We start from the raw sequence: 25,013 nt of genomic DNA on the forward strand, positions 1-25,013 counted from the left end.
GACAGACGCAGGTAGCCGCTCGGCCCGAACGCCTCGCCGGGAACCACCGCCACCTCGGCCTTCTCGAGGATGAGGTCGGCGAGCTCGAGGGAGGTGGTGGGCGTCGCGCCCGCCCACTCGCGCCCGAGGAGGCCGGTGACGTCGGGGTAGGCGTAGAACGCACCGAGCGGGGTCGGCACCTCCACGCCGTCGATCTTCCGCAGCTCGCTGACGATCAGGCCCCGACGGCGGTCGAAGGCGGTGCGCATCTTCTCGGCCTCGGTCTGAGGTCCGGTGAGGGCCGCGAGCGCGGCCCGCTGCGCGACGTTGTTGACGTTGCTGCACAGATGCGACTGCAGGTTGCCGGCGAGTTTGATGGCGTCGGCGGGCCCGATCATCCAGCCCACGCGCCATCCCGTCATGGCGTAGGTCTTCGCGACGCCGTTGACGAGGATCGTCTGCGCCGCGACCTCGGGGACTGCCTCGACCACCGACGTGGCACGGACGCCTTCGTAGACGAGGTTCTGGTAGATCTCGTCCGAGATGATCCAGATGCCGTGCTCGAGCGCCCACTCGGCGATCTCCTGCACCTCATCGGCGGTGTAGACCGAGCCCGTCGGGTTCGACGGCGAGACGAACACGAGCGCGGTGGTCTTCTCCGTGCGAGCCGCTTCGAGCTGGGCGACGGTGACCTTGTACTCCTGGTCGGCGCCGGCGAACACCTCGACGGGCACGCCGTCGGCGAGGGCGATCGCCTCGGGGTAGGTCGTCCAGTAGGGCGCGGGCAGGAGCACCTCGTCGCCGGGGTTCACCACGGTCTGGAAGGCCTGGTAGACGGCCTGCTTGCCGCCGTTGGTCACGATCACCTGCGAGGGGTCGACCTCCAGGCCGGAGTCCTCGTGCGTCTTCGCCGCGATCGCCTCGCGCAGCACGGGCAGACCCGCGGCCGGCGTGTAGCGGAAGTTCGCTGGATCGTGCAGGGCCTGTGCGGCGGCGTCGACGATGAAATCCGGCGTGGCGAAGTCGGGCTCTCCGGCGGCATAGCTGATCACGGGCCGGCCGGCGGCCTTGAGGGCCTTCGCCTTCGCGTCGACCTTCAGGGTCGCGGACTCGGCGATCGCGGACAGTTTGCGGGACAGCGGGGCACGTTCGGTCACGCCCCCAGCGTAGTCGCCCGCAGATACCCGGAAACCCCGCGCGGGTCCACCGGATGGGGGACGCCAGATCAGCCGGATGGGCGCTGTCGCGCGGCGCGCATCCGCGGAACCCTGGATGTCATGGCAGAGATCGCGGTGCAGGTGCAGAACCTGCGCAAACAGTACGGGCGCCGAAATGCCGTGGACGACGTGTCCTTCGATATCCGCATGGGTGAGACGTTCGCTCTCCTCGGCCCGAACGGCGCGGGAAAGTCCACGACGGTCGAGATCCTCGAGGGATACCGTCGGCGCAACAGCGGCGATGTGCGGGTGCTGGGTCACGACCCGGCCCGGGCAGATGCCGCCTTCCGGGCCCGCATCGGCGTCGTCCTGCAGTCGGCCGGTGAACTCGGCGCCCTGTCGGTGCGCGAGCAGCTGACCCAGTTCGCCGGGTTCTATCCGCACCCGCGCGACGTCGACGAGGTGATCGCGGCCGTCGGGCTGACCGAGCTCGCGGGCCGCCGGGTCTCGAAGCTCTCGGGCGGACAGCAGCGCCGGGTCGACGTCGCCCTCGGGATCATCGGGCGCCCCGAGGTGCTGTTCCTCGACGAGCCCACCACCGGGTTCGATCCGGCCGCCCGCCGGTCGTTCTGGGAGCTCATCCGCTCTCTCTCGGCTGAGGGCGTCACGATCGTGCTCACCACCCACTATCTCGACGAAGCCGCTCAGCTCGCCGATCGCGTCGGGATCATCGCGGAGGGGCGACTTCGCGCGCTCGGAGGCGTCGACGATGTGGGCGGGGCGTCCGCGCGGACCCCCATCGTCCGCTGGCGCGAGGGCGACGCGCTCCGTGAGCGTCGCACGGACGAGCCCGGCGCCGTCGTCGCCGACCTGGTGAGGCGTCTCGGCGGGGAGCCGCCCGACCTCCAAGTGGTTCGCCCCACCCTCGAAGACGTCTACCTCGACCTCGTGGCCGACTCGGCCGCATCCGACCCCGCCCCGATGGAGGCCGCACGATGAGCACCGTCGCGCTGGGCGCCTGGCGCGCCCGCTTCGAACTGATCCAGTACGTCCGTTCCGGAGACACCCTCGTCTTCACCTTCCTCTTCCCGATCGCGCTGCTGGCGCTCTTCTCGACGATCTTCGGCGCGGACGGCGACTTCACAGCCGGTCCGGGACTGCCCGCCATCCCCGTCGCGCAGATGTACCTGCCCGCCATGCTCGCGGCCGGCATGCTGCTGTCGGGGTTCCAGAACCTCGCGATGGACATCGCGACCGAGCGCACCAACGGGATGCTCAAGCGCTTGGGAGCGACGCCCCTGTCACCGGTCTCGTACTTCCTCGGCAAGATCGGTCAGGTCGGGGTGACGGCGGTCGTTCAGGCCGGGCTGATCATCCTGTTCGCCGTGGTGGTCTTCCAGGTGCCCCTGCCGACCGAGCCCGAGAAGTGGCTCACCTTCACGTGGGTGTTCGTGCTCGGGGTCGTCACCTCCGCGCTGCTGGGAGTAGCGCTGTCGGCGGTCCCCCGGTCGGGACGAAGCGCGAGCGCCGTCATCATCCCGATCGTGCTGGTCGTGCAGTTCATCTCCGGCGTCTACCTCTTCTTCTTCCTGCTGCCCGACTGGCTGCAGACGGCGGCGAGCGTGTTGCCGGTGAAGTGGATGGCGCAGGGCATGCGGGAGGTCTTCCTGCCGGCCGAGTACGCCGTGCTCGAGCAGGGCGGTGAATGGAACCTCGGGGGCGTGGCCGTGGCGCTGGGCGTCTGGCTGATCGTGGGTCTGGTGCTGGCGCGGCTGACGTTCCGCTGGAACCGTCGCGACGCGTAGCCTCGATCCCACAGCCTCTCGGAGAGCACATGTACAACACACGTTGGTGGGACATCGCCGTCGCGGCCGGGCTCGCCGCCATCGCGGCGCTCTCGCTGGCGGGCCTCGGTGCCTCGGGCCCGTCGGGGTGGTGGCTGACGGCAGTCTCGCTTCTCGTGTTCGTCGCGGGCTACGCGTTCCTGCGTCCGGGGATCGTGACGGGAGCCGCACCGACCTGGCGCCTCGCGGTGGGCATCCCGCTCGTCGTGCTGGCCATCGTCATCGGCATCGCCGCGGCGCCGTTCCTGGCGATGCTGCAGACCCTCGCCTACCCGCTCGTCTGGGTGACCACCCCCGCGCGCAGGGAAGCGATCGTGGGCAGCGCGGGCGTCGCGGCAGCCACGTTCGTGGGATTCCTGCTCAACGGGGCCTTCTCGTCGGAGGCGATGTGGTCCGGTCTGCTCACCGCGGGCGTCTCGTTCGTCTTCGCCGTCTCGCTGGGGCTGTGGATCAGCGCGATCGCCGAGTACGGCGAAGACCGTGCCCGTCTGGTCGCCGAGCTCACCGATGCGCAGGAGCAGGTCGAGAGGCTCAGCCGTGAGCGCGGCGCCGCCGACGAGCGGGAACGTCTCGGCCGCGACATCCATGACACTCTCGCTCAGACGCTCGCCGGGCTGACACTGCTCAGCGAGCGAGCCGGAAGGCAGCTGGGGCGCGGCGAGACCGATGCGGCCGCGCAGACGATCGCGACCGTCGAACAGCTCTCACGGGATGCGCTCGCCGAGGCCCGGGGTCTCGTCGCCCGCACGGCCGCGGTCCCGGGCGACGCGGTCCTGGAGGCGGCGGTGGAGCGACTTGCCGAGCGATTCCGTGCCGAGGCCGGGCTCGTCGTGCAGGTCGAGGTGGCGCTCGAGGGCGACGACGGGATGACGCGCGACGCGCAGCTGGTGGTGCTGCGCTGCCTGCAGGAGGCGCTGTCGAACGTGCGCAAGCACGCCGGTGCCGCATCCGTCCGGGTCATCGTCGAGGCCGATGCCTCCGGCATCCGGCTCGCCGTCGTCGACGACGGCCGCGGCTTCGATCCTGACCGCCGGCGCACAGGCTACGGCCTGGACGGCATGGCCGACCGCGTCGCGCTCGCCGGCGGGACCCTGACGATCGACACGACACCCGACCGGGGCACCGTGCTCACGGTCGCCCTACCGATCGCCACCCCTCCGCTTGCGGGCCTCCCCGAGGAGCAGAACGCATGATCCGCCTGGTCATCGTCGACGACCACCCCGTCGTGCGTGCCGGTCTCGCGGGCCTGCTCTCCGACGAGCCGGGGCTGGAGGTCGTCGGGGAAGCCGCCGACGGAGCGGCGGCGGTGCGGATCGTCGCGGCCACCGCACCCGACGTCGTCCTCATGGATCTGCGCATGCCCGGTGTCGACGGCGTCGAGGCCACCGCGCGCCTGGTGTCCGAGCACGCGGCTCGCGTGCTCATCCTCACCACGTATGAATCCGACGACCAGATCCTCGCTGCCATCGAAGCCGGCGCGAGCGGATATCTGCTGAAGGCCGCCCCGCGGGACGAGATCGTCGCGGGCATCCACTCGGTCGCCGCCGGGCAGACCGCGCTGAGTCCGCAGGTGGCGGTGCGGCTCGTGCAGCGCATGCGAGAGCCGTCGACGGAAGCGGCGGCATCCCTCACCACCCGGGAGACCGAGGTGCTGCGTCTGGTCGCGGCCGGACGCAGCAACAAGCAGATCGCCGTCGATCTCGGCATCGGCGAGTCGACCGTCAAGACGCACCTGCTGCGCGTGTTCGACAAGCTCAGCGTCACCGACCGCACCCGCGCGGTGACCCTCGCGATGGAGCGTGGTCTGCTTCCCTGACGCCGCCGTCGAGCGCCCGCACCCGCTGGTGGATCGCGGGGTGCGAGCACTCGACGGGCGGGTCAGGCGGCCAGGTAGCGGGCGTACGCGCCGAGGGTCAGGAACGCGGGGAACTCCTCGCCGGTCGCGACGTCGCGGAAGATCTCCGCGGCCTCGTCGAAGCGGTCGCCGTCGAAGCGCTCCACCTCACCCAGCACCCCCGTGATCAGCCCCTCGACGTACTCGCGGGTGATGGCGTCGCCCTCCTCCGTGCTGCGGTCCTGGTGGATCCACTGCCAGATCTGACTGCGTGAGATCTCCGCGGTCGCGGCATCCTCCATGAGCCCGTCGATCGCCACCGCGCCGAGACCGCGCAGCCACGCCTCGATGTAGCGGATGCCCACCGACACGTTGTCGTGCACGCCCTTCGCGGTGATCGGGCGGCCGATCTGCAGGTTCAGCAGGTCGGCGGAGGTCACCTGCACGTCGTCGCGCTGTCGATCGACCTGGTTCGGGCGCTCGCCGAGGACCGCGTCGAACTCCGCCCGGGCGGTCGGGATGAGATCGGGATGCGCCACCCACGTGCCGTCGAAGCCGTCGCCGGCCTCGCGCTTCTTGTCGGCGGCCACCTTCTCGATCGCCATCGCGGTCATCTCGGGGTCGCGGCGGTTCGGGATGAAGGCGCTCATGCCGCCGATCGCGAAGGCGCCCCGCTTGTGGCACGTCTTCACGAGCAGCTCGGTGTAGGCGCGCATGAACGGCACCGTCATGGTCACCTCGCTGCGGTCGGGGAGAACGAAGCGCGCCCCGCGGCCTCGGTAGTTCTTGATGATGGAGAAGATGTAGTCCCAGCGGCCGGCGTTCAAGCCGGCGCAGTGGTCGCGCAGCTCGAAGAGGATCTCCTCCATCTCGAATGCCGCCGGCAGTGTCTCGATGAGCACCGTGGCACGGATCGTGCCGTGGGAGATGCCCAGGTACTCCTCGGTGAACGTGAACACGTCATCCCAGAGCTTGGCCTCCTCAGCCGACTCCAGCTTCGCGATGTAGAAGTAGGGTCCACGCCCGCGGTCGATCAGCTCGGCGGCGTTGTGGAAGACGTACAGCCCGAAATCCACGAGCGACCCGGAGGCCGCCATCGACCGGCCGAGCCGATCGGAGAACCGGATGTGCTCCTCGACCAGATGCCAGCCGCGCGGCCGCATCACGATCGTGGGCGTTCGCTCGGCGGTGACCCGGTATTCCTTGCCCGCGTCGCTCGTGAACGTCAGCCGGTCGCGGATCGCGTCGTAGAGCGACAGCTGCCCTTCGATGACGTTCCGCCAGGTCGGGCTGGTGGCATCCTCCTGGTCGGCCAGCCACACCTTTGCGCCCGAGTTCAGGGCGTTGATCGTCATCTTGGGGTCGGTGGGGCCGGTGATCTCGACGCGACGGTCCTCGAGCCCCGGTCCCGCGCCCGCCACGCGCCAGTCGGGGTCCTCCCGGATGTGCGCGGTGTCGTGACGGAAGTGCGGGTCGTGCCCGTTGCCGATCTCGAAGCGTCGGCGCATGCGGTCGGCGAGCCGGTCGTGTCGCCGACCGGCGAAGCGGTGGTGCAGCGCCGCGAGGAAGGTGATGGCGTCGGGGGTGAGGATCTCGTCGTAGCGGTCCCGGCTCTCGCCGACGATCTCGATGGATGCCGTGCCGGCGCCCGTCGGGATCGGTCCCGTCGTGGGGCGGTTCTGGTCGGTCGTGGGCGGCATGCCCGTATCGGTGATGGTCATGATGTCTCCAGTCGTCGTTCCCGGTCGTCCCGGTCGCCCCCGGTCCCGCATCCCCGCTGTCCCCGGTCCCGCATCCCGGCCTCCCGGGGTTGGTGTCCCACTTTCTGCTCTTCTGCGGCGTCAGAGCAGCAGAAAGTGGGACATGCAAAGGGGTGAGGGGCTATGGGGTGAGGGGCTGAGGGCTATGGGGCTGAGGGCTATGGGGCTGAGGGCTATGGGGGTGAGGGGTAGGGGGTTGGGTCAGTGGAATTGCTGCGCCTCGGTGGATCCCACGAGGGCGAGGGTGGCGCTGTCGGGGTTGAGCGCCGTCGAGAGGTGGTCGAAGTAGCCGGTTCCGGCCTCGCGCTGGTGCTTGGTGGCGGTGTAGCCCTGCGCCTCTGCAGCGAACTCGGCCTCCTGAAGCTCGACGTAGGCGCTCATGGCGCGCTCGGCGTAGCCGCGGGCGAGGTCGAACATGGAGTGGTTCAGGGCGTGGAAGCCGGCCAGCGTGATGAACTGGAACTTGTAGCCCAGCGCCGCGAGGTCCGCCTGGAACGTGGCGATCTGCTCGTCGTCCAGGTGCCGCTTCCAGTTGAAGCTCGGTGAGCAGTTGTAGGCGAGGAGCTTTCCGGGGAACTTCTCCTGGATGGCTTCGGCGAACGCGCGCGCCAGCTCGATGTCCGGCTCGCCCGTCTCGACCCACAGCAGATCGGCGTAAGGGGCGAAGGCGAGGCCGCGGCTGATGACCGCATCCAGACCCGGGCGCACGCGGTAGAAGCCTTCACTCGTGCGCTCGCCGGTCGTGAACTCCTGGTCGCGCGGGTCGACGTCGCTGGTGAGCAGGTCGGCCGCGAGGGCGTCGGTGCGCGCGATGATGACCGTCGGCACACCGGCGACGTCAGCCGCGAGACGCGCGGCGTTCAGCGTCCGGATGTGCTGCTGCGTCGGCACGAGCACCTTGCCGCCGAGGTGGCCGCACTTCTTCTCGCTGGCCAGCTGGTCCTCCCAGTGGATGCCGGCGGCGCCGGCCTGGATCATCGACTGCGCCAGTTCGTAGGCGTTCAGCGGCCCGCCGAACCCGGCCTCGGCGTCGGCGACGATGGGCGCCATCCAGTCGCGGGTGATCTCTCCCTCGGCGTGCTCGATGCCGTCCTGGCGCATGAGCGCGTTGTTGATGCGGCGCACGACCGCCGGCACGGAGTTGGCGGGGTACAGGCTCTGGTCCGGGTAGGTCTGTCCGGCGAGATTTCCGTCGGCGGCGACCTGCCAGCCGGAGAGGTAGATGGCCTTCAGCCCCGCGCGCACCTGCTGCACGGCCTGGCCGCCGGTGTAGGCGCCCAGTGCGCGGATGTATTCCTCGGTGTGAAGGAGGTTCCAGAGGTTCTCGGCGCCCCGGTGCGCGAGGGTCTGCTCCTCGCGCACCGAGCCGCGCAGGCGGATGACGTCGTCGGCCGTGTAGGTGCGTTCGACGCCGTCCCATCGCGGGTCGGTGTCCCAGACCCGCTGGAGCTCGGCTGCGGTCTGCGTCTGATCGCCCGCGCGGAGGGGCGGCTGTCCGGGGGTGGCGAGATACGTCATCGGCTCTTCTCCTGGTGTTGTCCCTGGCGACGAGGTGCCGTCGGGAGGTCGTGACACCACTGTGTGTGAATTTTCAGTCCCGATCCGAACAAAACCGAAGTGAAGATTCCCCAAAATTCTGCTCGCGTGACAGAATCGGCCCATGGAGAGCGCGAAGACCCTCGTGGACGAGGTCGAGCCGGCTGATGATGAAGAGGTGGACACCCTCACCATCGGCCGGCGCATCCGCCAGCTGCGCACCGCTCAGGGCATGACGCTCGATGCGCTCGCCTCCGCGGTCGACCGCGCACCGAGCCAGCTGTCGATGATCGAGAACGGGCGCCGGGAGCCCAAGCTCACGCTGCTGCGGGCGATCGCGCGCGCCCTCGGCACGTCACTGGACGCGCTGCTGCAGACCGAGCCCCTCGACGAACGCGCCTCGATGGAGATCGCGCTCGAGCGTGCGATGCGCGGCCAGACGTTCCAGGCGCTCGGCATCGCGCCCTTCCGCATCGCCAAGACCATGCCCGACGACGCGCTGCGGACGATGCTCGCGCTGCAGGGCGAGATCGAGCGGCTCCGCGATGAGCGAGCCGCGACCCCGGAGGAGGCGCGCCGCGCCAACGTGTCGCTGCGTCGCCTCATGCGCACGCAGAACAACCATTTCCCCGAGCTCGAGGAGCGGGCGCGGGAGATCCTCGACGCCGTCGACCACCCCGGCGGCCCGCTCACCCAGCGCACCGCATCCGACATCGCGGCGCACCTCGGATTCACCTTGCACTACGTTCCCGACCTGCCGCAGACCACGCGCAGCGTCGCCGACATCCGAAACGGACGTCTGTATCTGTCCAGCCGGCTGACGTCGAAGGGCGACCCGCGGACCGCGGTGCTGCAGGCGCTGTCGAGTCGGATCCTCGGCCATACCGAACCCACCGACTACGCGGAGTTCCTGCGTCAGCGCGTAGAGACGAACTACCTCACCGGTGCGCTCCTCATGCCCGCGGCGCACGTGGTGCCGGCCCTGCAGGCGGCCAAGCGCGACCGGGCGATCTCGATCGAGGATCTCCGCGACACCTACTCGGTCTCGTACGAGACGGCCGCGCACCGATTCACCAATCTCGCGACGGTCCACCTCGATATCCCGGTGCACTTCCTCAAGGTGCACGAGTCCGGCACGATCACGAAGGCGTACGAGAACGACGACGTGAACTTCCCCGCCGACCGGCTGGGGGCGATCGAGGGGCAGATGTGCTGCCGCAAGTGGACCAGTCGCGTCGTCTTCGACGTCGACGACCACTTCAACCCGTACTACCAGTACACCGACACCGGCAACGGCACATACTGGTGCACCGCCCGCGTGGAGTTCTCGAGCGAGGGCGCCCATTCGGTGAGTGTGGGCGTGCGCTTCGACGACACGAAATGGTTCCTCGGCCGCGACACGACCAACCGGGGTGTGTCGAAGCACTCCGTGGAGGTGTGCTGCCGTCGGGCCCCGGAAGACCTCGAGGCCTCGTGGCGCGAATACTCGTGGCCGAACGTGCGCACGCCCCGGACCCTTCTGGCGACCCTCCCCACCGGCTCTTTCCCCGGCGTCGACACGACCGACGTGTACGAGTTCCTCGAGGCCCACGCACCCCGCTGACGCCGGCACATCTTCCGCAGTCGCGTCGTGCGGGTCTGCTGAGGCGACACCCGCATCAAGTGACTGCGGAGCACGTTCGCGTCCGAGGTGTGGCGCGGACGGGGAAGGCGCGCGGCGCGGGCGGTGTCAGGGGGTGGGTTCGAGGGCCTGGAACGCAGCCCACAGCTCGGCGCGCACGGCGAAGGAGGCGAGGTCGCGTGCGAGCACCTTCTCGGCCGATGAGAGGCGGGCGCGCACGGTGTGGCGGTGCACGCCGAGGGCGCGGGCGGTCGCTTCGTGCGAGCAGTCCGCACCGAGCCACGCGCGCAGCGTCTCACGCAGCTCCGCGCCGTGGGCGGCGTCGTACACCACGAGCGGGTGCAGGGCTGCGGAGGCCAGGGCGCGGGCATCCGCCGTGTCGAGAGCGGTGAGGATGCCGGCGCGGGCGACGTCGGCGAAGCGGGTCACGCCGCGGTCGCCGCGGTCCCGGGCGACGCGGGCCTGCTCCATCGTTCGCGTGAAGGTGTCGTAGGTCGCGGGGGAGGCGACGCCGATGCGGCATCCGAACCGCTCCACGACATCGTCGAGCACGTCGATGCGTGAGGCCGGTGCGACGATCACGAGGCCGTCGTCGCTCCGCCCGAAGAAGAGCGTGCCGCGGCGCTCGTCCGCCCGCACTTCGAGGTATTCGGCGAGCGCGTCGGACCAGGCGGCGCTCGCGTCGGTCACGGCCACCGCGAGGGGCGGTTCGGGCAGCGGCCCCCACACGTCTCGGGCGATGCGTCGCGCGGCGGCGGAGTCCTCGCCGCGCAGCGACTGCACCACCCCGGCCCGCAGCGCGCCGCGAGCGCGGGCGAGGTCGCCGTGCTGTTCGAGCGCGAGCCCCGCCATGGCGATCACGGCCGTGACGACCCCGCGCCCCTCGCGATCGAGGTCGCCGGCTGCGATCGCGATGACCCCGCGCAGGTGCCCGCCGCGTCCGAGCGTCTGCAGGGTGAACGGGGTCGCGCCGATTCGCAGGGACGACCCGGCGCGTGCCCCGCGCCGCAGCACCGCGCCGATCTCCTCCCGCAACGTGGTCGCCGTCGCGGGCTCGAGGCCGTTGGCGGGATGCTGCCGGGAGAGCTCGCCGGCGGCATCGAACAGCCCGACCCAGGCGCCGAGCTGACGCGCGAGCTCGGCGACGGTCGCCCCGAGCCCATCGGGCCGGAGCGCAGCGAGCGCGATCGCCCGCTGCGCCGACAGCGCCCACGTGCGGCGGGCGTAGGAGGTGGCTGCGACATCTTCGGCGTTCGCTCGCGCGACGGCGATGAACGGCGTGCGGTAGGGCACCTCGAACAGCGGCATGCCCGCGGCTCGGCAGGCGTCGATCAGTGGAGTGGGAACGCCGTCGCGCACGACTTCGGTGCCGAATCCCACGCCGGCCACGCCCCGGTCGGCCAGTCGCGCGACGTACGGCGCATAGGCGTCGTCGGTGACGCCGTCGAACTGGCGTCCGGTCGTCAGGAGCACGAGTCCCTCCGAGAGGAACGGCGTGGGATCGGCCAGGTCGCTGGAGTGCACCCAGCGCACCTCGCGCGCCAGCTGCTCCTCGTCGACGGTGCCCAGGAAGCGCAGAGACAGATCGCCGCGACGCAGCAGCGACGCGACGGTGGGGTGCGTCGGGGCGGTGGGCATGCGGCCTCCTCGGATGCTGTACGGCTCGTATAGGTTCGCATCAAGAATGTACATGGCGGCCGGTGCGAACGACGGTGCCGCGCTCCTACGCTCGCCCCCATGAACACCACTGCCCTCGAGACCGTGCCCGTCGGCGGACCCACTCTCCCTCAAGAGCGCCGTCTCGTGACCGCGATCCCCGGCCCGGCGTCACGGGCGCTGCTCGCCCGCAAGGCGGCCGCCGTGAGTGCCGGTGTCGGTCACACGGTGCCCGTCGAAGCGGTCGCCGCCGGCGGGGGCGTCGTCGTCGACGCCGACGGCAACTCGCTCATCGACCTCGGATCCGGCATCGCCGTGACCACCGTCGGCAACGCCCACCCCGCCGTCGTCGCCGCGGTTCAGCAGCAGGTGGCGCAGTTCACGCACACATGCTTCATGATCTCGCCCTACGAGTCCTACGTCGCGGTGGCCGAGGCCCTCAACCGGCTCACACCCGGTGATCACGAGAAGAAGAGCGCCCTGTTCAACTCGGGCGCGGAGGCCGTCGAGAACGCGGTGAAGATCGCGCGCAAGCACACCGGCCGCCCCGCCGTGGTCGCGTTCGATCACGCCTACCACGGCCGTACGAACCTCACCATGGCCCTCACGGCGAAGGCGATGCCCTACAAGAGCGGCTTCGGTCCGTTCGCCGGCGAGGTCTACCGCGCGCCGGTGTCGTATCCGTATCGCGACGGACTGTCGGGACCGGAAGCCGCCGCCCGCGCCATCTCGCAGATCGAGAAGCAGGTCGGCGCGGAGAACCTCGCGGCGATGGTCATCGAGCCCATCCAGGGCGAGGGCGGATTCATCGTTCCCGCCGACGGCTTCCTGCCCGCCCTCGTCGACTGGTGCCGCGCGAACGGCGTCGTCTTCATCGCCGACGAGGTGCAGACCGGCTTCGCCCGCACCGGTGCGATGTTCGCGAGCGACCTGTTCGGGATCGTCCCCGACCTCATCACGACCGCCAAGGGAATCGCCGGCGGACTGCCGCTGGCGGCGGTCACCGGCCGCGCCGAGATCATGGACGCCTCGCACCTCGGCGGCCTCGGGGGAACCTACGGCGGCAACCCGATCGCCTGCGCGGCGGCCCTCGCCGCGATCGAGAGCTTCGAGCACGACGACCTCGCGCATCGTGCCGACGAGATCGGCGGGATCCTGCGCGATCGCCTCGCCGCGATCCAGGCGGTCGATGCGCGCCTGGGCGAGGTCCGCGGACGTGGCGCGATGGTCGCGGCGGAGTTCGTCGACCCGGCCACCGGCGCGCCCGACGCGGCCCTGACGACCTCGGTCGCGAAGGCCTGCATCGCCGAGGGCGTCATCGTCCTCACGTGCGGCACGTACGGCAACGTGCTGCGGTTCCTGCCGCCGCTGTCGATCGGCGACGACCTGCTGCACGAGGCGATGGACGTGCTCGCACGCGAGATCGACGCCGCCGAGTCGGGCACGGCGCCGCGACTGAGCGACGACGACGCACCGAGGCCCGACGCCGACTGACGACTCCCGCCGGCCCGCGGAAGGGGACGCGGGGCCGGCGATCACGACATCCCCATGCGAAGGAGCACGATGCGCGAACTCACCCGTGATGTGGTGGTCGTCGGTGCCGGTGCGGCGGGTCTGACGGCTGCGCACGAACTGAAGAAGGCCGGTCTCTCGGTGGCCGTCCTCGAGGCCCGCGATCGCGTCGGCGGACGGCTGTGGACGGATGAGATCGACGGCGCGATGCTCGAGATCGGCGGCCAGTGGGTCTCGCCCGATCAGGATGCGCTCATCGAGACCACCGCCGAGCTGGGGCTGTCGACGTTCTCCCGGTATCGCGAGGGTGACAGCGTCTACGTCGGCCCGGACGGGGTCGCCCGACGCTTCACCGGAGACATGTTCCCGGTGTCGGCGGAGACCGAGCGCGTCATCGCCGAGCTCACCGAGCGCCTGGATGCGATGGTCGCCGAGATCGATCCCGATCGACCCTGGGCGCACGAGAAGGCGGCGGAATGGGACCGCATCTCCTGGGACGCGTGGCTGCGCGAGCAGACCGACGACGACGAGGCGGTGCGCAACCTCGCCTTCGCGACGGGCTCGGCGATGCTGACCAAGCCCACCCACACCTTCTCGCTGCTGCAGTCGCTGCTCATGGCCGCGTCGGCCGGGTCGTACTCGAATCTCGTCGACGCGGACTTCATCCTCGACAAGCGCGTCGTCGGCGGACTGCAGCAGGTTCCGCTGCTGCTGGCCGAGCGGCTGGGGTCCGACGTCATCCTGGGCGCGCCGGTGCGCGCGCTCGAATGGGCCGGCGACACCGTGACGGCGAGTGCCGAGGGCGTGACGGTGAAGGCGAGGCACGCGGTGCTCGCGCTCGCGCCCGTGCTGTACGACCGGATCACGTTCGTCCCGCCGCTGCCGCGTCTGCAGCACCAGATGCACCAGCACCTGTCGATGGGGTTCGTCATCAAGGTGCACGCCGTGTACGACCGGCCGTTCTGGCGTGACCAGGGCCTGTCCGGCACCGCGTTCAGTCCGTACGAGCTCGCCCACGAGGCCTACGACAACACCAACCACGGCGATCCGCGCGGCACGCTCGTCGGATTCGTCTCCGACCGCACTGCCGACGACCTCTTCCGGCTGTCGGATGCGGAGCGCAAGGAGCGCATCCTGGAGTCTCTGTCGCACTACTACGGGCCCGAGGCGAAGAACCCGGTCGTGTACTACGAGAGCGACTGGGGCAGCGAGGAGTGGACGCGCGGCGCCTACGCCGCCAGCTTCGACCTCGGCGGGCTCGAGCGCTACGGCGCGGACCTTCGCACCCCGGTCGGGCCGATCCGATTCGCCTGCAGCGACATCGCCGGTGCGGGCTTCCAGCACGTCGACGGTGCCATCCGAATGGGCCGCCTCGTCGCCGCCGACATCGTCGCCGAGGACCGGTCATGACCGCGCACGTCGTCGTCGGGTACACCGCGACCGACACCGGGGCCGACGCCGTCGCGCTCGGCGCGCGCCTGGCCCGCGCCACCGGCGCCGTGCTCGAGATCGTCGTCGTGCTCCCGGCCGAGGGACGCAGCGTCATCACCCCGACCAATCCCGGATACGAGCGGTACCTGCACGAGCAGGCGCAGGCGTGGCTGCGAGAGGCGGCCGACCGTGCACCCGACGGTGTCCAGGTGCGCACGCACGTGCGCGACGACGAGTCGTTCGCGTCGGGCCTCATCGCCGCCGCCCACGACCTGGGCGCATCGCACATCGTCATCGGCGCGGGTCGCGGCGGGTTGCGCGGGCGTCACCGGCTCGGGTCGGTGGCCACCGAGCTGCTGCACTCGTCGGACGTTCCGGTCGCGCTGGCGCCCCGAGGCATCCGCGACCTCGACGCGACACGTCCCCTCGACCGGGTCACCGCCGCGATCGGCATGCGCCCCGGCGCCGACGTGCTCATGGGGGCAGCCGTCGACCTGGCGCGCGCGAGCGGCGCTCCGCTGCGCCTGCTCTCGCTGGTCACGGTCGACCTGCCGCCCACCGTCGACACCGGTGTCATCCGGATCGCGGGAGCCGCGCACGCCGACGAAGTGCTCGTCGCCGCGCGGGCGGACCTGCCCGCGGATGTGCGGGCCGATGTCGTGGTCGGTCAGGGCGAGTCCATCGAAGACGCCGTCGCCGCGCTGGAGTGGACCCCGGGTGAAGTCGCCCTCGTCGGTTCCAGCCGCCTCGCCCAGCCCCGCCGGCTGTTCCTCGGTTCGACCGCGGCGAAGATGCTGCACGAACTGCCCGTCCCCATGATCGTGGTGCCGCGCACGCGCACCGCCCCGACCCAGGAAGGAGGGCGGCGATGAGCGTTTCCGGTGGCGCCGCGCCCCTCGCTCCCGCCGCCGGCGACGACGCCGGCGGCATCTCCCGCAAGGGACTCTCCGCCGGCACCGTCGGCCTCATCGGTGCCGTCGTCATCGGCATCTCCTGCATCGCTCCCGCCTACACCCTCACCGCCGCCCTCGGGCCGACCGTGTCGGAGGTGGGCGTGCAGGTGCCGGCGATCATCCTCGTCGGGTTCATCCCGATGCTCCTGGTCGCTTTCGGGTACCGGGAGCTGAACCGGGAGATGCCCGACTCGGGAACCTCCTTCACCTGGGCGGCGCGCGCCTTCGGTCCGTGGGTGGGCTGGATGGCCGGCTGGGGATTGGTGGCCGCGACGATCCTCGTGCTGTCCAATCTCGCCGGCATCGCCGTGGACTTCCTGTTCCTGCTCATCGCGCAGCTGAGCGGGGCGCCCGAGATCGCCGATCTCGCCGCGAACCCCGTCATCAATGTGATCGTCTGCCTGCTGTTCATGGCGGGGGCGACCTTCGTCTCCTATCGCGACATGCAGACGACGCAGAAGCTGCAGTACGTGCTGGTGGGCTTCCAGGTGCTCGTGCTGGTGCTGTTCGCCGGTGCCGCGCTGGTGGAGTTCTCCAACGGATCGGCGTTCGAGGCGACCCCGTTCGACCTGTCGTGGTTCAACCCCTTCGCGGTGTCGTCGTTCAGCGCCTTCGCCGCGGGGCTGTCCCTGTCGATCTTCATCTTCTGGGGATGGGATGTGACCCTCACCATGAACGAGGAGACGAAGGACCCCGACAAGACGCCGGGGCGCGCGGCGACCCTCACGGTGGTGACGATCGTCATCCTCTACCTGCTCATCTCCGTGGCTCTGCTGATGTACGCGGGCACGGGAGAGGGCGAGTTCGGCCTCGGCAACCCCGACATCCAGGACAACGTCTTCTTCGCGCTCGCCGGGCCGATCCTCGGCCCCCTCGCGTTCCTCGTCTCGCTCGCGGTGCTCACCAGCTCGGCCTCCTCGCTGCAGTCGACGTTCGTGGGTCCGGCGCGCACCCTGCTCGCGATGGGGCACTACGGCGCCCTCCCGCGCCGCTTCGCGCAGGTCAGCCCGCGGTTCTTCACGCCCGGATTCGCGACCCTCGTCTCGGCGTTCGTCGCGTCGGCGTTCTACGCGGTGATGAGGTTCGTGAGCGAGAACGTGCTGTGGGACACGATCACGACGCTCGGCATGATGATCTGCTTCTACTACGGCATCACGGCCTTCGCGTGCGTGTGGTATTTCCGGCACCAGTGGTTCGACTCGGTGCGCAGCGCCGTCTTCACCCTGGTCTTCCCGCTCGTAGGCGGCATCATCCTCGCCGTGCTGTTCGTCACCACCCTGGTGGACTCGATGGATCCCGACTACGGCAGCGGCTCGTCGGTCGGCGGACTGGGCCTCGTCTTCGTGCTGGGGATGCTGATCATCGTCGTCGGTGTGGTGATCATGGTGTGGCAGGCCGTCAGACGCCCCGACTTCTTCCGCGGTCGCACCCTCTCGATGGCGGCCCCCGAGAGCCTCCGGCGCCGCCGGCGCTGACCGGCCGAACGAAAGGAATCACATGAGCGACTACGCCGTGGTCAACCCCGCCACCGGGGAGACCCTCGCGACGTATCCGACCATCGGCGACGCCGACCTCGACGCAGCGGTGGGCCGTGCCCACGCGGCTGCGCGGTCGTGGCGCGTCACCCCGCCCTCGGAGCGCGCTGCGGTGATCCGGCGCATCGCGGAGCTCCACCGGGAACGCCGCGACGAGCTCGCCGCGATCATCGTGCGCGAGATGGGCAAGCCGCTGGCTGCAGCCGAGGGGGAGGTGGACTTCGCCGCCGACATCGTCGAGTACTACGCCGACCACATCGACCAGATCACCGGCGACACCCCCATCGACATCCTCGGTGAGGGGACGGCGGTGATCCGCCGGGCGCCGATCGGTGTTCTGCTGGGCATCATGCCGTGGAATTTCCCGGCATACCAGGTGGCGAGGTTCGCCGCCCCCAACCTCGCGGTGGGCAACACCATCCTTCTCAAGCACGCGCCGCAGTGCCCGGAATCGTCGGCAGCGCTCGAGGCCATCTACACCGACGCCGGACTTCCGGACGGCGCGTATGTGAACCTCTACGCCACGAACGAGCAGGCAGCGGTGGTCATCGCCGACCCCCGCGTGCAGGGGGTGTCGGTGACGGGTTCCGAGCGGGCCGGATCGGCCGTCGCCGAACTCGCGGGCCGTCACCTCAAGAAGGTCGCGCTCGAGCTCGGCGGATCCGACCCCTTCATCCTGCTCTCCACCGACGACCTGGATGCGACGGTCAGCGCAGCCGTCGACGCGCGCATCGACAACAACGGTCAGGCGTGCAACGGGGCGAAGCGGTTCATCGTGGTGGACGAGCTCTACGACGCGTTCGTGGCGAAGTTCACCGCGGCGATGGCGGCGACCGTGATGGGAGACCCGTTCGCGGCGGACACGGTGCTCGGCCCACTGTCGTCGTCGGCGGCGGCGGATCGTCTGCAGGAGCAGATCGACCGCGCCGTGGCGCAGGGCGCGACGCTCACGACGGGCGGCACGCGGGAGGGCGCCTACATCGCGCCCACGGTGCTCACCGACGTGACCAGCGACATGGACGTCTATGGCGAGGAGCTGTTCGGCCCAGCGGGTGTCGTCTATCGTGCGGCCGATGAGGACGACGCCGTGCGGATCGCCAACGACACGGCTTTCGGTCTGGGCTCGTACGTGTTCACCACCGACGCGGAGCAGGCCGAACGGGTGGCCGATCGCATCGACGCCGGCATGGTCTACGTCAACCTGGTGCTCGCCGATTCGCCGGAGCTCCCGTTCGGCGGCATCAAGCGTTCGGGCACGTCGCGCGAGCTCGGTCTGCTGGCGGCAGACGAGTTCGTGAACAAGAAGCTCATCCGCATCGCCTGACGCGCTGGCCCCCTGGCGCGCGCCGTGCGCCGGGGGCAGGATGGGGTCATGAACGAGTTCGGCGACGCGGTCACGATCCTCGACGAGCACGAGTGCTGGGAGCATCTGACATCCCACCAGCTGGGTCGTCTGGTCACCCATGTCGGCGACGTCCTCGACATCTTCCCCGTCAACTACGTCCTGGACGGACGCTCGCTGGTGTTCCGCACCGCTGAGGGCAGCAAGCTGCTGGAGCTCACGGTCAACGACCACGTGCTCTTCGAAGTCGACCACTGGACCGACGACCGTGCGTGGAGCGTGGTCGTGCGCGGTCACGCCCGTCGGCTGGATGCGCTCGACGAGGTCGAGGCGGCGGATCGGCTCCCGCTCAAGCCGTGGATACCGACGGTGAAGTACAACTACGTGCGCGTCGTTCCCGCGGAGCTCACCGGCCGCGCGTTCGCGCGCGGGGAAGAGCCCGATCGCGACGCCGTGCAGCCGGGCTGAGGCGGGTGCGGCGCCATCCGCGCGGGTGAGGCCGGGTTCGCCGGTCGTGTGGGCATGCCGTACACTGGGGAGAGCAGGACTTTTCTGCATTCTTTCGCCGTGCCCGCCGTGCGGGTCGCATCCTCTCGATCGGAAGCGGGCGAGGAGTGTGGAACCTCGGGGCTCGCGAGAGTCTCTAGGGCGGTAGCTCAATTGGCAGAGCAGCGGTCTCCAAAACCGCAGGTTGCAGGTTCGATTCCTGTCCGCCCTGCGCGTCAGCGCAAGCTGACACACGGAAGATACAACAGGTGGGTTGATGGTCCAGGACGAACCGAAGGGCGAGATCGTCGCGTCGAGCGACGGGCCGCGCGAGAAGAAGCCGAACGTCTTCGCGCGCATCGCCCTGTTCATCCGTCAGGTCTTCGCCGAACTGCGCAAGGTCGTCACGCCGACGCGCAAGGAGCTGGTGAAGTACACGGCGGTCGTGCTGGGCTTCGTCGTCGTCATGATGGCGATCGTCTACGGTCTCGACGTGCTCTTCGCCTGGACGACGCAGGTCGTCTTCGGCGTTCCCGACGGCGCCTGATCCCACCGGTCGAACAGCGGGTGGTGTGCGCCTGGTGCGCCCACCGACACGGAAGAGAAGCAATTGTCTGAAAGATATGTCGACGACGCCGACTGGGCGACCGCCGCGGAGCAGTCCTCCGAGGACGACGAGGCCCAGGAGGGCAACGAGCTCGCGCGCGAGGAGCAGGCCAGCACGTCGGCGGAGCACGTCGCCATCCACGTCGTCGACGAGTCAGCCGACGACGACACCGACACCTCGCTGGACGATGTGGACACCACCGACCCGGAAGCAGACGCCATCGTGAACGACGCTCTGAACATCGACCGCACCGACGAGGCCGAGGCCGCCGCCGAGGTGCTCACCGACTCGCTCGCCGAGGAGGAGACCGAGCGCGAGGCCGAGGCCGCCGACGAGGTCGCCCCCTACGACGGTCCCGACGTGAACGGTGACGAGGACGAGCCCGCCGTCGACCCCGAGCTGGTGGCCGATGTCGCCGCCGCCGAGGCGATCGTCGACGAGGTCGAGGAGGACCCCTACGAGGCCTTCCGCGCCGAGCTCCGCTCGCTCGAGGGCAAGTGGTACGTCATCCACTCCTACGCCGGCTTCGAGCGCAAGGTGAAGGCCAACATCGAGCAGCGCAAGTCGACGCTCGAGGTCGAAGAGGACATCTACCAGATCGAGGTCCCCATGGAGGACGTCGTCGAGATCAAGAACGGGCAGCGCAAGATGGTCACGCGCGTCCGGATCCCCGGCTACGTGCTCGTGCGCATGGAGCTCAACGAGGACACCTGGTCGGTCGTGCGCCACACGCCGGGCGTCACCGGCTTCGTCGGCAACGCCCACAACCCGACGCCGCTGCGCTTCGAAGAGGCCTTCAACATGCTGAAGTCGCTCGTCGAGGTCAAGGAGACCACGCCCGCGAAGGGCTCCGCCGCGAAGGGGTCGCCGACGCAGGCGCGCACCGTTCAGGCCGAGGTCGACTTCGAGGTCGGCGAGACCATCACGATCAAGGAGGGCTCGTTCGCGGGTCTCCCCGGTTCGATCAGCGAGATCAAGCCCGAGAGCGGCAAGCTCACCGTGCTCGTCTCGCTCTTCGAGCGCGAGACCCCGGTCGAGCTGTCGTTCGACCAGGTCACGAAGATGGTCTGACACCCACAAGACTTCCCGTCCGCGGGATACCGCTGCCCGGAACCGCCGGGTCTGCGGGAGAGCAGGATGCGCAAGCCGCATCCGGTTCGATGAAAGGAAAAGGAAATGGCACCGAAGAAGAAGGTGACCGGCCTGATCAAGCTCCAGATCAACGCCGGTGCCGCCAACCCGGCGCCGCCGATCGGCCCCGCGCTCGGTCAGCATGGCGTCAACATCATGGAGTTCTGCAAGGCGTACAACGCCGCGACCGAGTCGCAGCGCGGCAACGTCATCCCGGTGGAGATCACCGTCTACGAGGACCGCAGCTTCACGTTCGTCCTCAAGACCCCTCCGGCCGCCGAGCTGATCAAGAAGGCCGCCGGCGTGCAGAAGGCCTCGGCCACGCCCCACACCGTCAAGGTGGGCAAGATCACCAAGGACCAGGTGCGCGAGATCGCCCAGGCCAAGCAGCCCGACCTCAACGCGAACGACATCGAGGCCGCCTCGAAGATCATCGCCGGCACCGCCCGTTCCATGGGCATCACGGTTGAGGACTGAGGGGAGTAACGAGAATGGCTACCAAGTCCAAGTCCTACGCAGCCGCAGCCTCGAAGATCGAGGACGGCAAGTTCTACACGCCTGCCGAGGCCGTCGCCCTGGCGAAGGAGACCGGCTCGGCGAAGTTCGACTCGACCGTCGAGGTCGCGCTCAAGCTCGCCGTCGACCCCCGCAAGGCCGACCAGATGGTGCGCGGCACCGTCATCCTGCCCCACGGCACCGGTAAGACCGCGCGCGTCATCGTCTTCGCGAACGGTCCGGCCGCCGAGGCCGCGATCGCCGCGGGCGCCGACGAGGTCGGCAGCACCGAGCTCATCGAGAAGGTCGCCGGCGGTTGGACCGATTTCGACGCGGCCGTCGCCACCCCGGAGCTGATGGGCCAGGTCGGTCGTCTCGGAAAGGTCCTCGGACCCCGCGGCCTCATGCCGAACCCCAAGACCGGCACGGTGACGCCGAACCCGGCCAAGGCCGTCGAGGAGATCAAGGGCGGAAAGATCGAGTTCCGCGTCGACAAGCACGCCAACGTGCACTTCATCGTCGGCAAGGCCTCGTTCTCGGCCGACCAGCTCGACGAGAACATCAAGGTCGCCCTCGAGGAGATCGTGCGCCTGAAGCCGTCGAGCTCGAAGGGCCGCTACATCCAGAAGGGCGCCGTGTCGACCACGTTCGGCCCCGGCATCCCGCTGGACGTCAACGCCATCTGAGCCACCGGCTGACCAGAACGGGTCCCTCCTTCCGGAGGGGCCCGTTCCGTCGTTCTGGGAGAATGACGACATGACCCCGCCCCCCGAGCTGTGGCGTGCATCCGCCGCCGAGATCGCGGACGCGGTGCGCGCGAGCGTGGTCTCCGCGAGCGAGGTCGTGGCGGCGCACCTGGCGCGCATCCACGAGGTGAACCCGCTGGTCGGAGCTCTGACCACGGTGTTCGACGACCGCGCGCGCGATCGAGCTCGTCGTATCGATGCGCGCCTCGCTCGCGGGGAGGACCCGGGGCCGCTCGCGGGCGTGCCGTTCTCGGTGAAGGAGAACATCGACCTCACCTGGTCGGCGACCACGCACGGATGGCGCGGGGCTCGCGCGGCCGTGCCGGCGGACGACGCGACCGTCGTGGCGCGGATGCTCGCGGCCGGCGCCATCCCGCTCGGTCGCGGGAACATGCCCGACTTCGGCATGCGCTGGGAGACGGAGAACGACCTGTTCGGCCGCACCCGCAACCCGTGGTCCGCCGCGCACTCACCCGGCGGGTCGAGCGGGGGAGACGCGGTGGCGGTGGCCACGGGCATGGTCGCCGTGGGCCTCGGCAACGACTACGGCGGTTCGCTGCGCGTGCCGGCGAACGCCGTCGGGGTCACGGGCTTCCGCCCGACCGGCGGTCGGCTCGCCTCCTCGACAGCGCACCGGACCGAACCGGTGCCGCTGTCCATCCAACAGTTCTCCACCGCCGGGATCCTCACGCGGCACGTCGGCGACACCGACCTGGTGTTCGGGATCGTGCACGGCGCCGACGGGCGTGATCCGTTCGCGGTCACGCGGCCGCACCCGCGGGGATACGACGGACCGCGCCGCGCGGCGATCATCCGCGACCCGTTCGGCGACGGCGAGAGCGACGAGAACGCGGCGGCCCTGGATGCGGCGGCGGAGTCGCTGGGACGAGCCGGCTGGGAACTCGTCGAGGTGCATCCGCCGCGTCTCGACGAAGCGGTGACCGGGTGGCGTCTGCTCTCGACGACCGAGATGCAGAACGCCTATGAGCCGAGCCGGTGGGATCCGCCCCTCGGGCGCGGTGCGGGGCGATTCCTGGAACTCGCGGGAGGCGCGCAGACCCACCTGGACACGGTCGAGGAGTACGCCGCCGTCTGGGCGCGGCGCGCGGTGGTCGCCGCCGCCTGGCAGGATTTCGTGCGCGAGCATCCCGTGCTCATCGGCGCCGTCTCCGAGACCCGGCCGCCGCTCGCGGACGCCGACCTCGCCGACGCCGAGACCGCGGGATCTTGGTGGCGGCGGTACCGCTTGAGCGTCGCCGTCAATTACCTCGCGCTCCCGGCGATCGCGGTGCCGACGGGACGGGCCGCCGATGGGTTGCCGACCGGCGTGCAGGCGATCTCGGGTGCCGGCGCAGACCATGTCGCGTTCGCGGCGGCTCGCGACATCGAAGCGGCGTGCGGCGTGCAGACGCCCGTCACACCACGTTGACGGGGAGCGACAGAGGGCCTCACCCGGTCCGTCGCACCTGGAATCCCCCGGCGCCCTCGAGCGGCGCATCCGACACGACCCGTTCGCGTACGTGGGAGCCCGGCGGCCCCTGATGCATCCAGGCCAGCATCGAGGTGACCTGTTCCTCGCTGCCCTCGATCTCGGCCTCGACCGTTCCGTCGGGGCGGTTGCGGATCCACCCGGCGACGCCGATCCGCTCGGCGACGCCGCGCGCGGTGTAGCGGTATCCCACCCCCTGTACGTCGCCGCTGACGATGACGTGCACACGCTTCATCCGCTCATCCTGCCCTGAGCACGCGCGCCGCGCCAGGGTCGGAGACGGGATGCGGCGGAGTCAGTGGGGCAGCACGAGGCTGATCCCCAGCGCGATCATGATGACCGCGAACGCCGTGTCGAGCACGCGCCAGACGCGCGGGCGTGCCAGCCAGCGACTGAGGAGTCTCGCTCCGAAGGCGAGTGCGGAGAACCAGATCGCGCTGCCGAGCATGGCGCCGGCGGCGAAGACCCAGCGCTGGTCGCCGTGCGTGGTGGCGATGGACCCGAGGAGGAAGACGGTGTCGAGGTAGACGTGCGGGTTGAGCCAGGTGAGCGCGAGCACCGTGAGGACGATGGTCCGCGTGCGGGTCGCGGTGGCCGTGGTACTCGCTCCGGGGGTCGGGGTGTATGCCGTGCCGACGCCCGCGAGTCCGTCCGAGGCGGGGCGGAACGCCCGCCGCAGGGCGAGCAGCCCGTAGCCGACGAGAAAAGCCGCTCCCACCCACCGGACCACGCCGATGAGACCCGGGAGAGCATTCAGGAGCGCTCCGATGCCCGACACCCCCACGGCGATGAGCACCGCATCCGACAGCGTGCAGATCGTCGCGACCAGGAGCACGTGCTGACGCTTCAGCCCCTGGCGCAGCACGAACAGGTTCTGCGCGCCGATGGCGATGATGAGCGACAGCCCGAGGGCGATCCCAGCGAGGAAGGAGTCGAGCACGACTCGACGCTATGCTCGGCGTGAGAGGAAGTACAGCGAATGATTCTTATCAAACGTGAGCGGAGCTTATGGTGCAGATTCCTCTCGAGGGAGCCGAGACGCTGGCGGCGATCGTCGACGAAGGCAGCATGGATGCCGCAGCGAGGCGTCTGCGCGTCACGCCCTCGGCGGTGAGCCAGCGGGTCAAGGCCCTCGAGGAGCTGGTCGGACGGGTGCTGCTCGTGCGGGCGAAGCCGCCGCGCGCAACGGACGCCGGCGGGGTGGTCGTGCGTCTCGCCCGGCAGCTGTCCCTGGTGCAGCACGAGGCGGCCGTCGAGCTCGGCGTGGCGGCGGCCGATACCCGCGTGAGCGTGCCGATCGCGGTCAATGCGGACTCGCTGTCGACGTGGTTCCTCGCGCCCCTCGCACGCGTGGCGGATCAGCTCCCCGTCGTGTTCGACCTGCACCGAGACGATCAGGACCACACCGCGACCCTCCTCGAGCGCGGCAGCGTCATGGCGGCCGTCACCTCGTCTGCCGTCGCGGTGGCCGGGTGCCGCGCGCATCCGCTCGGCGCGCTGCGGTATCTTCCCGTCGCCGCGCCGGGGTTCGCCGACGCCTGGTTGGGGGAGGGGAAGGCCGGCTTCACGGCCGCGCCCGTGGTGAACTACGACCGACGGGACGAATTGCAGAACCGATGGCTGCGCGCGGCCGGGGTCGACCCGGCGGCCGTGCCCACCCACCTCGTGCCCGCCTCGGCCGACTTCGCCACGGCCATCGCGCTCGGACTCGGCTGGGGCATGCTGCCGGAGGCGCAGGCGCTTCCCATGGTGCGCGCGGGCCGACTCCTCGTGCTCGACGGTCCCCCGCTGGATGTGCCGTTGCACTGGCAGCAGTGGAACCTGCGCTCGCACGTGCTCGACCGGATCGCCGACGAGGTCTCAGCGGAGGCGACGCATGCGCTGCGTCGTGAATGAGCA

General features: G+C 70.1%; 23 protein-coding genes and 1 tRNA gene. 18 read left to right on the plus strand and 6 right to left on the minus strand.

Annotated elements, in window-relative coordinates; genetic code table 11:
• On the minus strand, positions 1–1,136 hold a 1,136-nt coding region (locus tag B4E30_RS10815; RefSeq protein WP_286795300.1), incomplete at its 3' end, for a pyridoxal phosphate-dependent aminotransferase.
• Positions 1,137–1,256: 120 nt separating this feature from the next.
• Here B4E30_RS10815 and B4E30_RS10820 point away from each other — a divergent pair.
• From B4E30_RS10820 to B4E30_RS10835, 4 genes are read left to right on the plus strand one after another with little or no spacing between them, the layout of a single operon-like run.
• Positions 1,257–2,135: an ABC transporter ATP-binding protein gene (locus B4E30_RS10820; RefSeq protein ID WP_286795301.1), complete on the plus strand. Its 879-nt coding sequence runs from the start codon at positions 1,257–1,259 to the stop codon at positions 2,133–2,135.
• Positions 2,132–2,941 (plus strand): ABC transporter permease, encoded by an 810-nt coding sequence (locus B4E30_RS10825; RefSeq protein WP_071043793.1) that lies wholly within the window; start codon positions 2,132–2,134, stop codon positions 2,939–2,941. The genes B4E30_RS10820 and B4E30_RS10825 overlap by 4 nt, the downstream gene beginning before the upstream one ends.
• Before the next feature lie 29 nt (positions 2,942–2,970).
• Positions 2,971–4,173, plus strand: a complete 1,203-nt coding sequence (locus tag B4E30_RS10830; protein ID WP_286795302.1) for a sensor histidine kinase — start codon at positions 2,971–2,973, stop codon at positions 4,171–4,173.
• A complete protein-coding gene (locus tag B4E30_RS10835; RefSeq protein ID WP_286795303.1) occupies positions 4,170–4,796 on the plus strand; it encodes a response regulator in 627 nt (208 codons plus the stop codon). The genes B4E30_RS10830 and B4E30_RS10835 overlap by 4 nt, the downstream gene beginning before the upstream one ends.
• Positions 4,797–4,858: 62 nt before the next feature.
• Here the strand turns inward: B4E30_RS10835 and aceB are convergent, their stop codons facing one another.
• Positions 4,859–6,535 carry a malate synthase A gene (gene aceB, locus B4E30_RS10840; RefSeq protein WP_286719711.1) on the minus strand — a complete coding sequence of 559 codons (1,677 nt, stop codon included), beginning with the start codon at positions 6,533–6,535 and terminating at the stop codon, positions 4,859–4,861.
• 240 nt (positions 6,536–6,775) lie between these two features.
• The gene (gene aceA / locus B4E30_RS10845; protein WP_286795304.1) at positions 6,776–8,092 is read right to left on the minus strand and encodes an isocitrate lyase; all 1,317 of its coding nucleotides are present in this window, start codon (positions 8,090–8,092) and stop codon (positions 6,776–6,778) included.
• Between the two features lie 142 nt (positions 8,093–8,234).
• Here aceA and B4E30_RS10850 point away from each other — a divergent pair, with 142 nt between their 5' ends.
• Positions 8,235–9,713 carry an XRE family transcriptional regulator gene (locus B4E30_RS10850; RefSeq protein WP_286795305.1) on the plus strand — a complete coding sequence of 493 codons (1,479 nt, stop codon included), beginning with the start codon at positions 8,235–8,237 and terminating at the stop codon, positions 9,711–9,713.
• A gap of 126 nt (positions 9,714–9,839) precedes the next feature.
• Here B4E30_RS10850 and B4E30_RS10855 read toward each other — a convergent pair whose 3' ends face one another.
• Positions 9,840–11,369 carry a PucR family transcriptional regulator gene (locus B4E30_RS10855; protein WP_286795306.1) on the minus strand — a complete coding sequence of 510 codons (1,530 nt, stop codon included), beginning with the start codon at positions 11,367–11,369 and terminating at the stop codon, positions 9,840–9,842.
• 99 nt (positions 11,370–11,468) lie between these two features.
• Between B4E30_RS10855 and gabT the strand changes: the two genes are divergently transcribed.
• The 12 genes from gabT (at position 11,469) to B4E30_RS10915 (ending at position 23,054) form a co-directional block, all read left to right on the plus strand.
• A complete protein-coding gene (gabT, locus tag B4E30_RS10860; protein WP_071043787.1) occupies positions 11,469–12,881 on the plus strand; it encodes a 4-aminobutyrate--2-oxoglutarate transaminase in 1,413 nt (470 codons plus the stop codon).
• 69 nt (positions 12,882–12,950) lie between these two features.
• Positions 12,951–14,309 carry a flavin monoamine oxidase family protein gene (locus B4E30_RS10865; RefSeq protein ID WP_286795307.1) on the plus strand — a complete coding sequence of 453 codons (1,359 nt, stop codon included), beginning with the start codon at positions 12,951–12,953 and terminating at the stop codon, positions 14,307–14,309.
• Positions 14,306–15,202 carry a universal stress protein gene (locus B4E30_RS10870; RefSeq protein ID WP_071043785.1) on the plus strand — a complete coding sequence of 299 codons (897 nt, stop codon included), beginning with the start codon at positions 14,306–14,308 and terminating at the stop codon, positions 15,200–15,202. Before B4E30_RS10865 ends, B4E30_RS10870 begins: the two co-directional genes overlap by 4 nt.
• On the plus strand, positions 15,199–16,758 hold the full coding sequence (locus B4E30_RS10875; protein WP_286795308.1) for an APC family permease: 1,560 nt from the start codon (positions 15,199–15,201) through the stop codon (positions 16,756–16,758). The genes B4E30_RS10870 and B4E30_RS10875 overlap by 4 nt, the downstream gene beginning before the upstream one ends.
• Positions 16,759–16,780: 22 nt before the next feature.
• Positions 16,781–18,142 carry an NAD-dependent succinate-semialdehyde dehydrogenase gene (locus B4E30_RS10880; protein ID WP_286795309.1) on the plus strand — a complete coding sequence of 454 codons (1,362 nt, stop codon included), beginning with the start codon at positions 16,781–16,783 and terminating at the stop codon, positions 18,140–18,142.
• Positions 18,143–18,190: 48 nt separating this feature from the next.
• Positions 18,191–18,628 (plus strand): pyridoxamine 5'-phosphate oxidase family protein, encoded by a 438-nt coding sequence (locus B4E30_RS10885; RefSeq protein ID WP_194384731.1) that lies wholly within the window; start codon positions 18,191–18,193, stop codon positions 18,626–18,628.
• 177 nt (positions 18,629–18,805) lie between these two features.
• Positions 18,806–18,878 (plus strand) — tRNA-Trp (locus B4E30_RS10890).
• 45 nt (positions 18,879–18,923) lie between these two features.
• Positions 18,924–19,193, plus strand: coding sequence for a preprotein translocase subunit SecE (gene secE / locus B4E30_RS10895; protein ID WP_194384732.1), 270 nt, complete (start codon positions 18,924–18,926; stop codon positions 19,191–19,193).
• A gap of 63 nt (positions 19,194–19,256) precedes the next feature.
• Positions 19,257–20,324, plus strand: a complete 1,068-nt coding sequence (gene nusG, locus B4E30_RS10900; protein WP_071043780.1) for a transcription termination/antitermination protein NusG — start codon at positions 19,257–19,259, stop codon at positions 20,322–20,324.
• Between the two features lie 105 nt (positions 20,325–20,429).
• Positions 20,430–20,861 carry a 50S ribosomal protein L11 gene (gene rplK / locus B4E30_RS10905; RefSeq protein ID WP_071043779.1) on the plus strand — a complete coding sequence of 144 codons (432 nt, stop codon included), beginning with the start codon at positions 20,430–20,432 and terminating at the stop codon, positions 20,859–20,861.
• A gap of 14 nt (positions 20,862–20,875) precedes the next feature.
• The gene (gene rplA / locus B4E30_RS10910; RefSeq protein ID WP_071043778.1) at positions 20,876–21,565 is read left to right on the plus strand and encodes a 50S ribosomal protein L1; all 690 of its coding nucleotides are present in this window, start codon (positions 20,876–20,878) and stop codon (positions 21,563–21,565) included.
• Positions 21,566–21,635: 70 nt separating this feature from the next.
• Positions 21,636–23,054 (plus strand): amidase, encoded by a 1,419-nt coding sequence (locus B4E30_RS10915; RefSeq protein WP_286795310.1) that lies wholly within the window; start codon positions 21,636–21,638, stop codon positions 23,052–23,054.
• Positions 23,055–23,073: 19 nt separating this feature from the next.
• On the opposite strand, the gene B4E30_RS10920 is transcribed toward B4E30_RS10915, so the two are convergent.
• On the minus strand, positions 23,074–23,349 hold the full coding sequence (locus B4E30_RS10920) for an acylphosphatase (protein ID WP_286795311.1): 276 nt from the start codon (positions 23,347–23,349) through the stop codon (positions 23,074–23,076).
• A gap of 60 nt (positions 23,350–23,409) precedes the next feature.
• Positions 23,410–24,054: a LysE/ArgO family amino acid transporter gene (locus B4E30_RS10925; RefSeq protein ID WP_286795312.1), complete on the minus strand. Its 645-nt coding sequence runs from the start codon at positions 24,052–24,054 to the stop codon at positions 23,410–23,412.
• Positions 24,055–24,122: 68 nt separating this feature from the next.
• On the opposite strand from B4E30_RS10925, the gene B4E30_RS10930 reads away from it, so the two are divergent.
• Positions 24,123–25,010, plus strand: a complete 888-nt coding sequence (locus B4E30_RS10930) for a LysR family transcriptional regulator ArgP (protein WP_286795313.1) — start codon at positions 24,123–24,125, stop codon at positions 25,008–25,010.
• The last annotated feature ends 3 nt before the right edge of the window (positions 25,011–25,013 follow it).

Source organism: Microbacterium sp. UBA3394 (assembly GCF_002358725.1).
Taxonomy (GTDB): domain Bacteria; phylum Actinomycetota; class Actinomycetes; order Actinomycetales; family Microbacteriaceae; genus Microbacterium; species Microbacterium luteum.

What these genes read in the sequence shown, in the direction of transcription:
- B4E30_RS10870 (WP_071043785.1), top strand. Translation starts at nt 14,306, where the DNA reads ATGACCGCGCACGTCGTCGTCGGGTACACCGCGACCGACACCGGGGCC.
- B4E30_RS10825 (WP_071043793.1), top strand. Translation starts at nt 2,132, where the DNA reads ATGAGCACCGTCGCGCTGGGCGCCTGGCGCGCCCGCTTCGAACTGATC.
- B4E30_RS10850 (WP_286795305.1), top strand. Translation starts at nt 8,235, where the DNA reads ATGGAGAGCGCGAAGACCCTCGTGGACGAGGTCGAGCCGGCTGATGAT.
- B4E30_RS10880 (WP_286795309.1), top strand. Translation starts at nt 16,781, where the DNA reads ATGAGCGACTACGCCGTGGTCAACCCCGCCACCGGGGAGACCCTCGCG.
- secE (WP_194384732.1), top strand. Translation starts at nt 18,924, where the DNA reads ATGGTCCAGGACGAACCGAAGGGCGAGATCGTCGCGTCGAGCGACGGG.
- B4E30_RS10830 (WP_286795302.1), top strand. Translation starts at nt 2,971, where the DNA reads ATGTACAACACACGTTGGTGGGACATCGCCGTCGCGGCCGGGCTCGCC.
- rplA (WP_071043778.1), top strand. Translation starts at nt 20,876, where the DNA reads ATGGCTACCAAGTCCAAGTCCTACGCAGCCGCAGCCTCGAAGATCGAG.
- B4E30_RS10865 (WP_286795307.1), top strand. Translation starts at nt 12,951, where the DNA reads ATGCGCGAACTCACCCGTGATGTGGTGGTCGTCGGTGCCGGTGCGGCG.
- B4E30_RS10915 (WP_286795310.1), top strand. Translation starts at nt 21,636, where the DNA reads ATGACCCCGCCCCCCGAGCTGTGGCGTGCATCCGCCGCCGAGATCGCG.
- aceB (WP_286719711.1), bottom strand. Translation starts at nt 6,535, where the DNA reads ATGACCATCACCGATACGGGCATGCCGCCCACGACCGACCAGAACCGC.
- gabT (WP_071043787.1), top strand. Translation starts at nt 11,469, where the DNA reads ATGAACACCACTGCCCTCGAGACCGTGCCCGTCGGCGGACCCACTCTC.
- B4E30_RS10930 (WP_286795313.1), top strand. Translation starts at nt 24,123, where the DNA reads ATGGTGCAGATTCCTCTCGAGGGAGCCGAGACGCTGGCGGCGATCGTC.
- B4E30_RS10820 (WP_286795301.1), top strand. Translation starts at nt 1,257, where the DNA reads ATGGCAGAGATCGCGGTGCAGGTGCAGAACCTGCGCAAACAGTACGGG.
- B4E30_RS10835 (WP_286795303.1), top strand. Translation starts at nt 4,170, where the DNA reads ATGATCCGCCTGGTCATCGTCGACGACCACCCCGTCGTGCGTGCCGGT.
- rplK (WP_071043779.1), top strand. Translation starts at nt 20,430, where the DNA reads ATGGCACCGAAGAAGAAGGTGACCGGCCTGATCAAGCTCCAGATCAAC.
- B4E30_RS10875 (WP_286795308.1), top strand. Translation starts at nt 15,199, where the DNA reads ATGAGCGTTTCCGGTGGCGCCGCGCCCCTCGCTCCCGCCGCCGGCGAC.
- B4E30_RS10855 (WP_286795306.1), bottom strand. Translation starts at nt 11,369, where the DNA reads ATGCCCACCGCCCCGACGCACCCCACCGTCGCGTCGCTGCTGCGTCGC.
- B4E30_RS10920 (WP_286795311.1), bottom strand. Translation starts at nt 23,349, where the DNA reads ATGAAGCGTGTGCACGTCATCGTCAGCGGCGACGTACAGGGGGTGGGA.
- aceA (WP_286795304.1), bottom strand. Translation starts at nt 8,092, where the DNA reads ATGACGTATCTCGCCACCCCCGGACAGCCGCCCCTCCGCGCGGGCGAT.
- B4E30_RS10885 (WP_194384731.1), top strand. Translation starts at nt 18,191, where the DNA reads ATGAACGAGTTCGGCGACGCGGTCACGATCCTCGACGAGCACGAGTGC.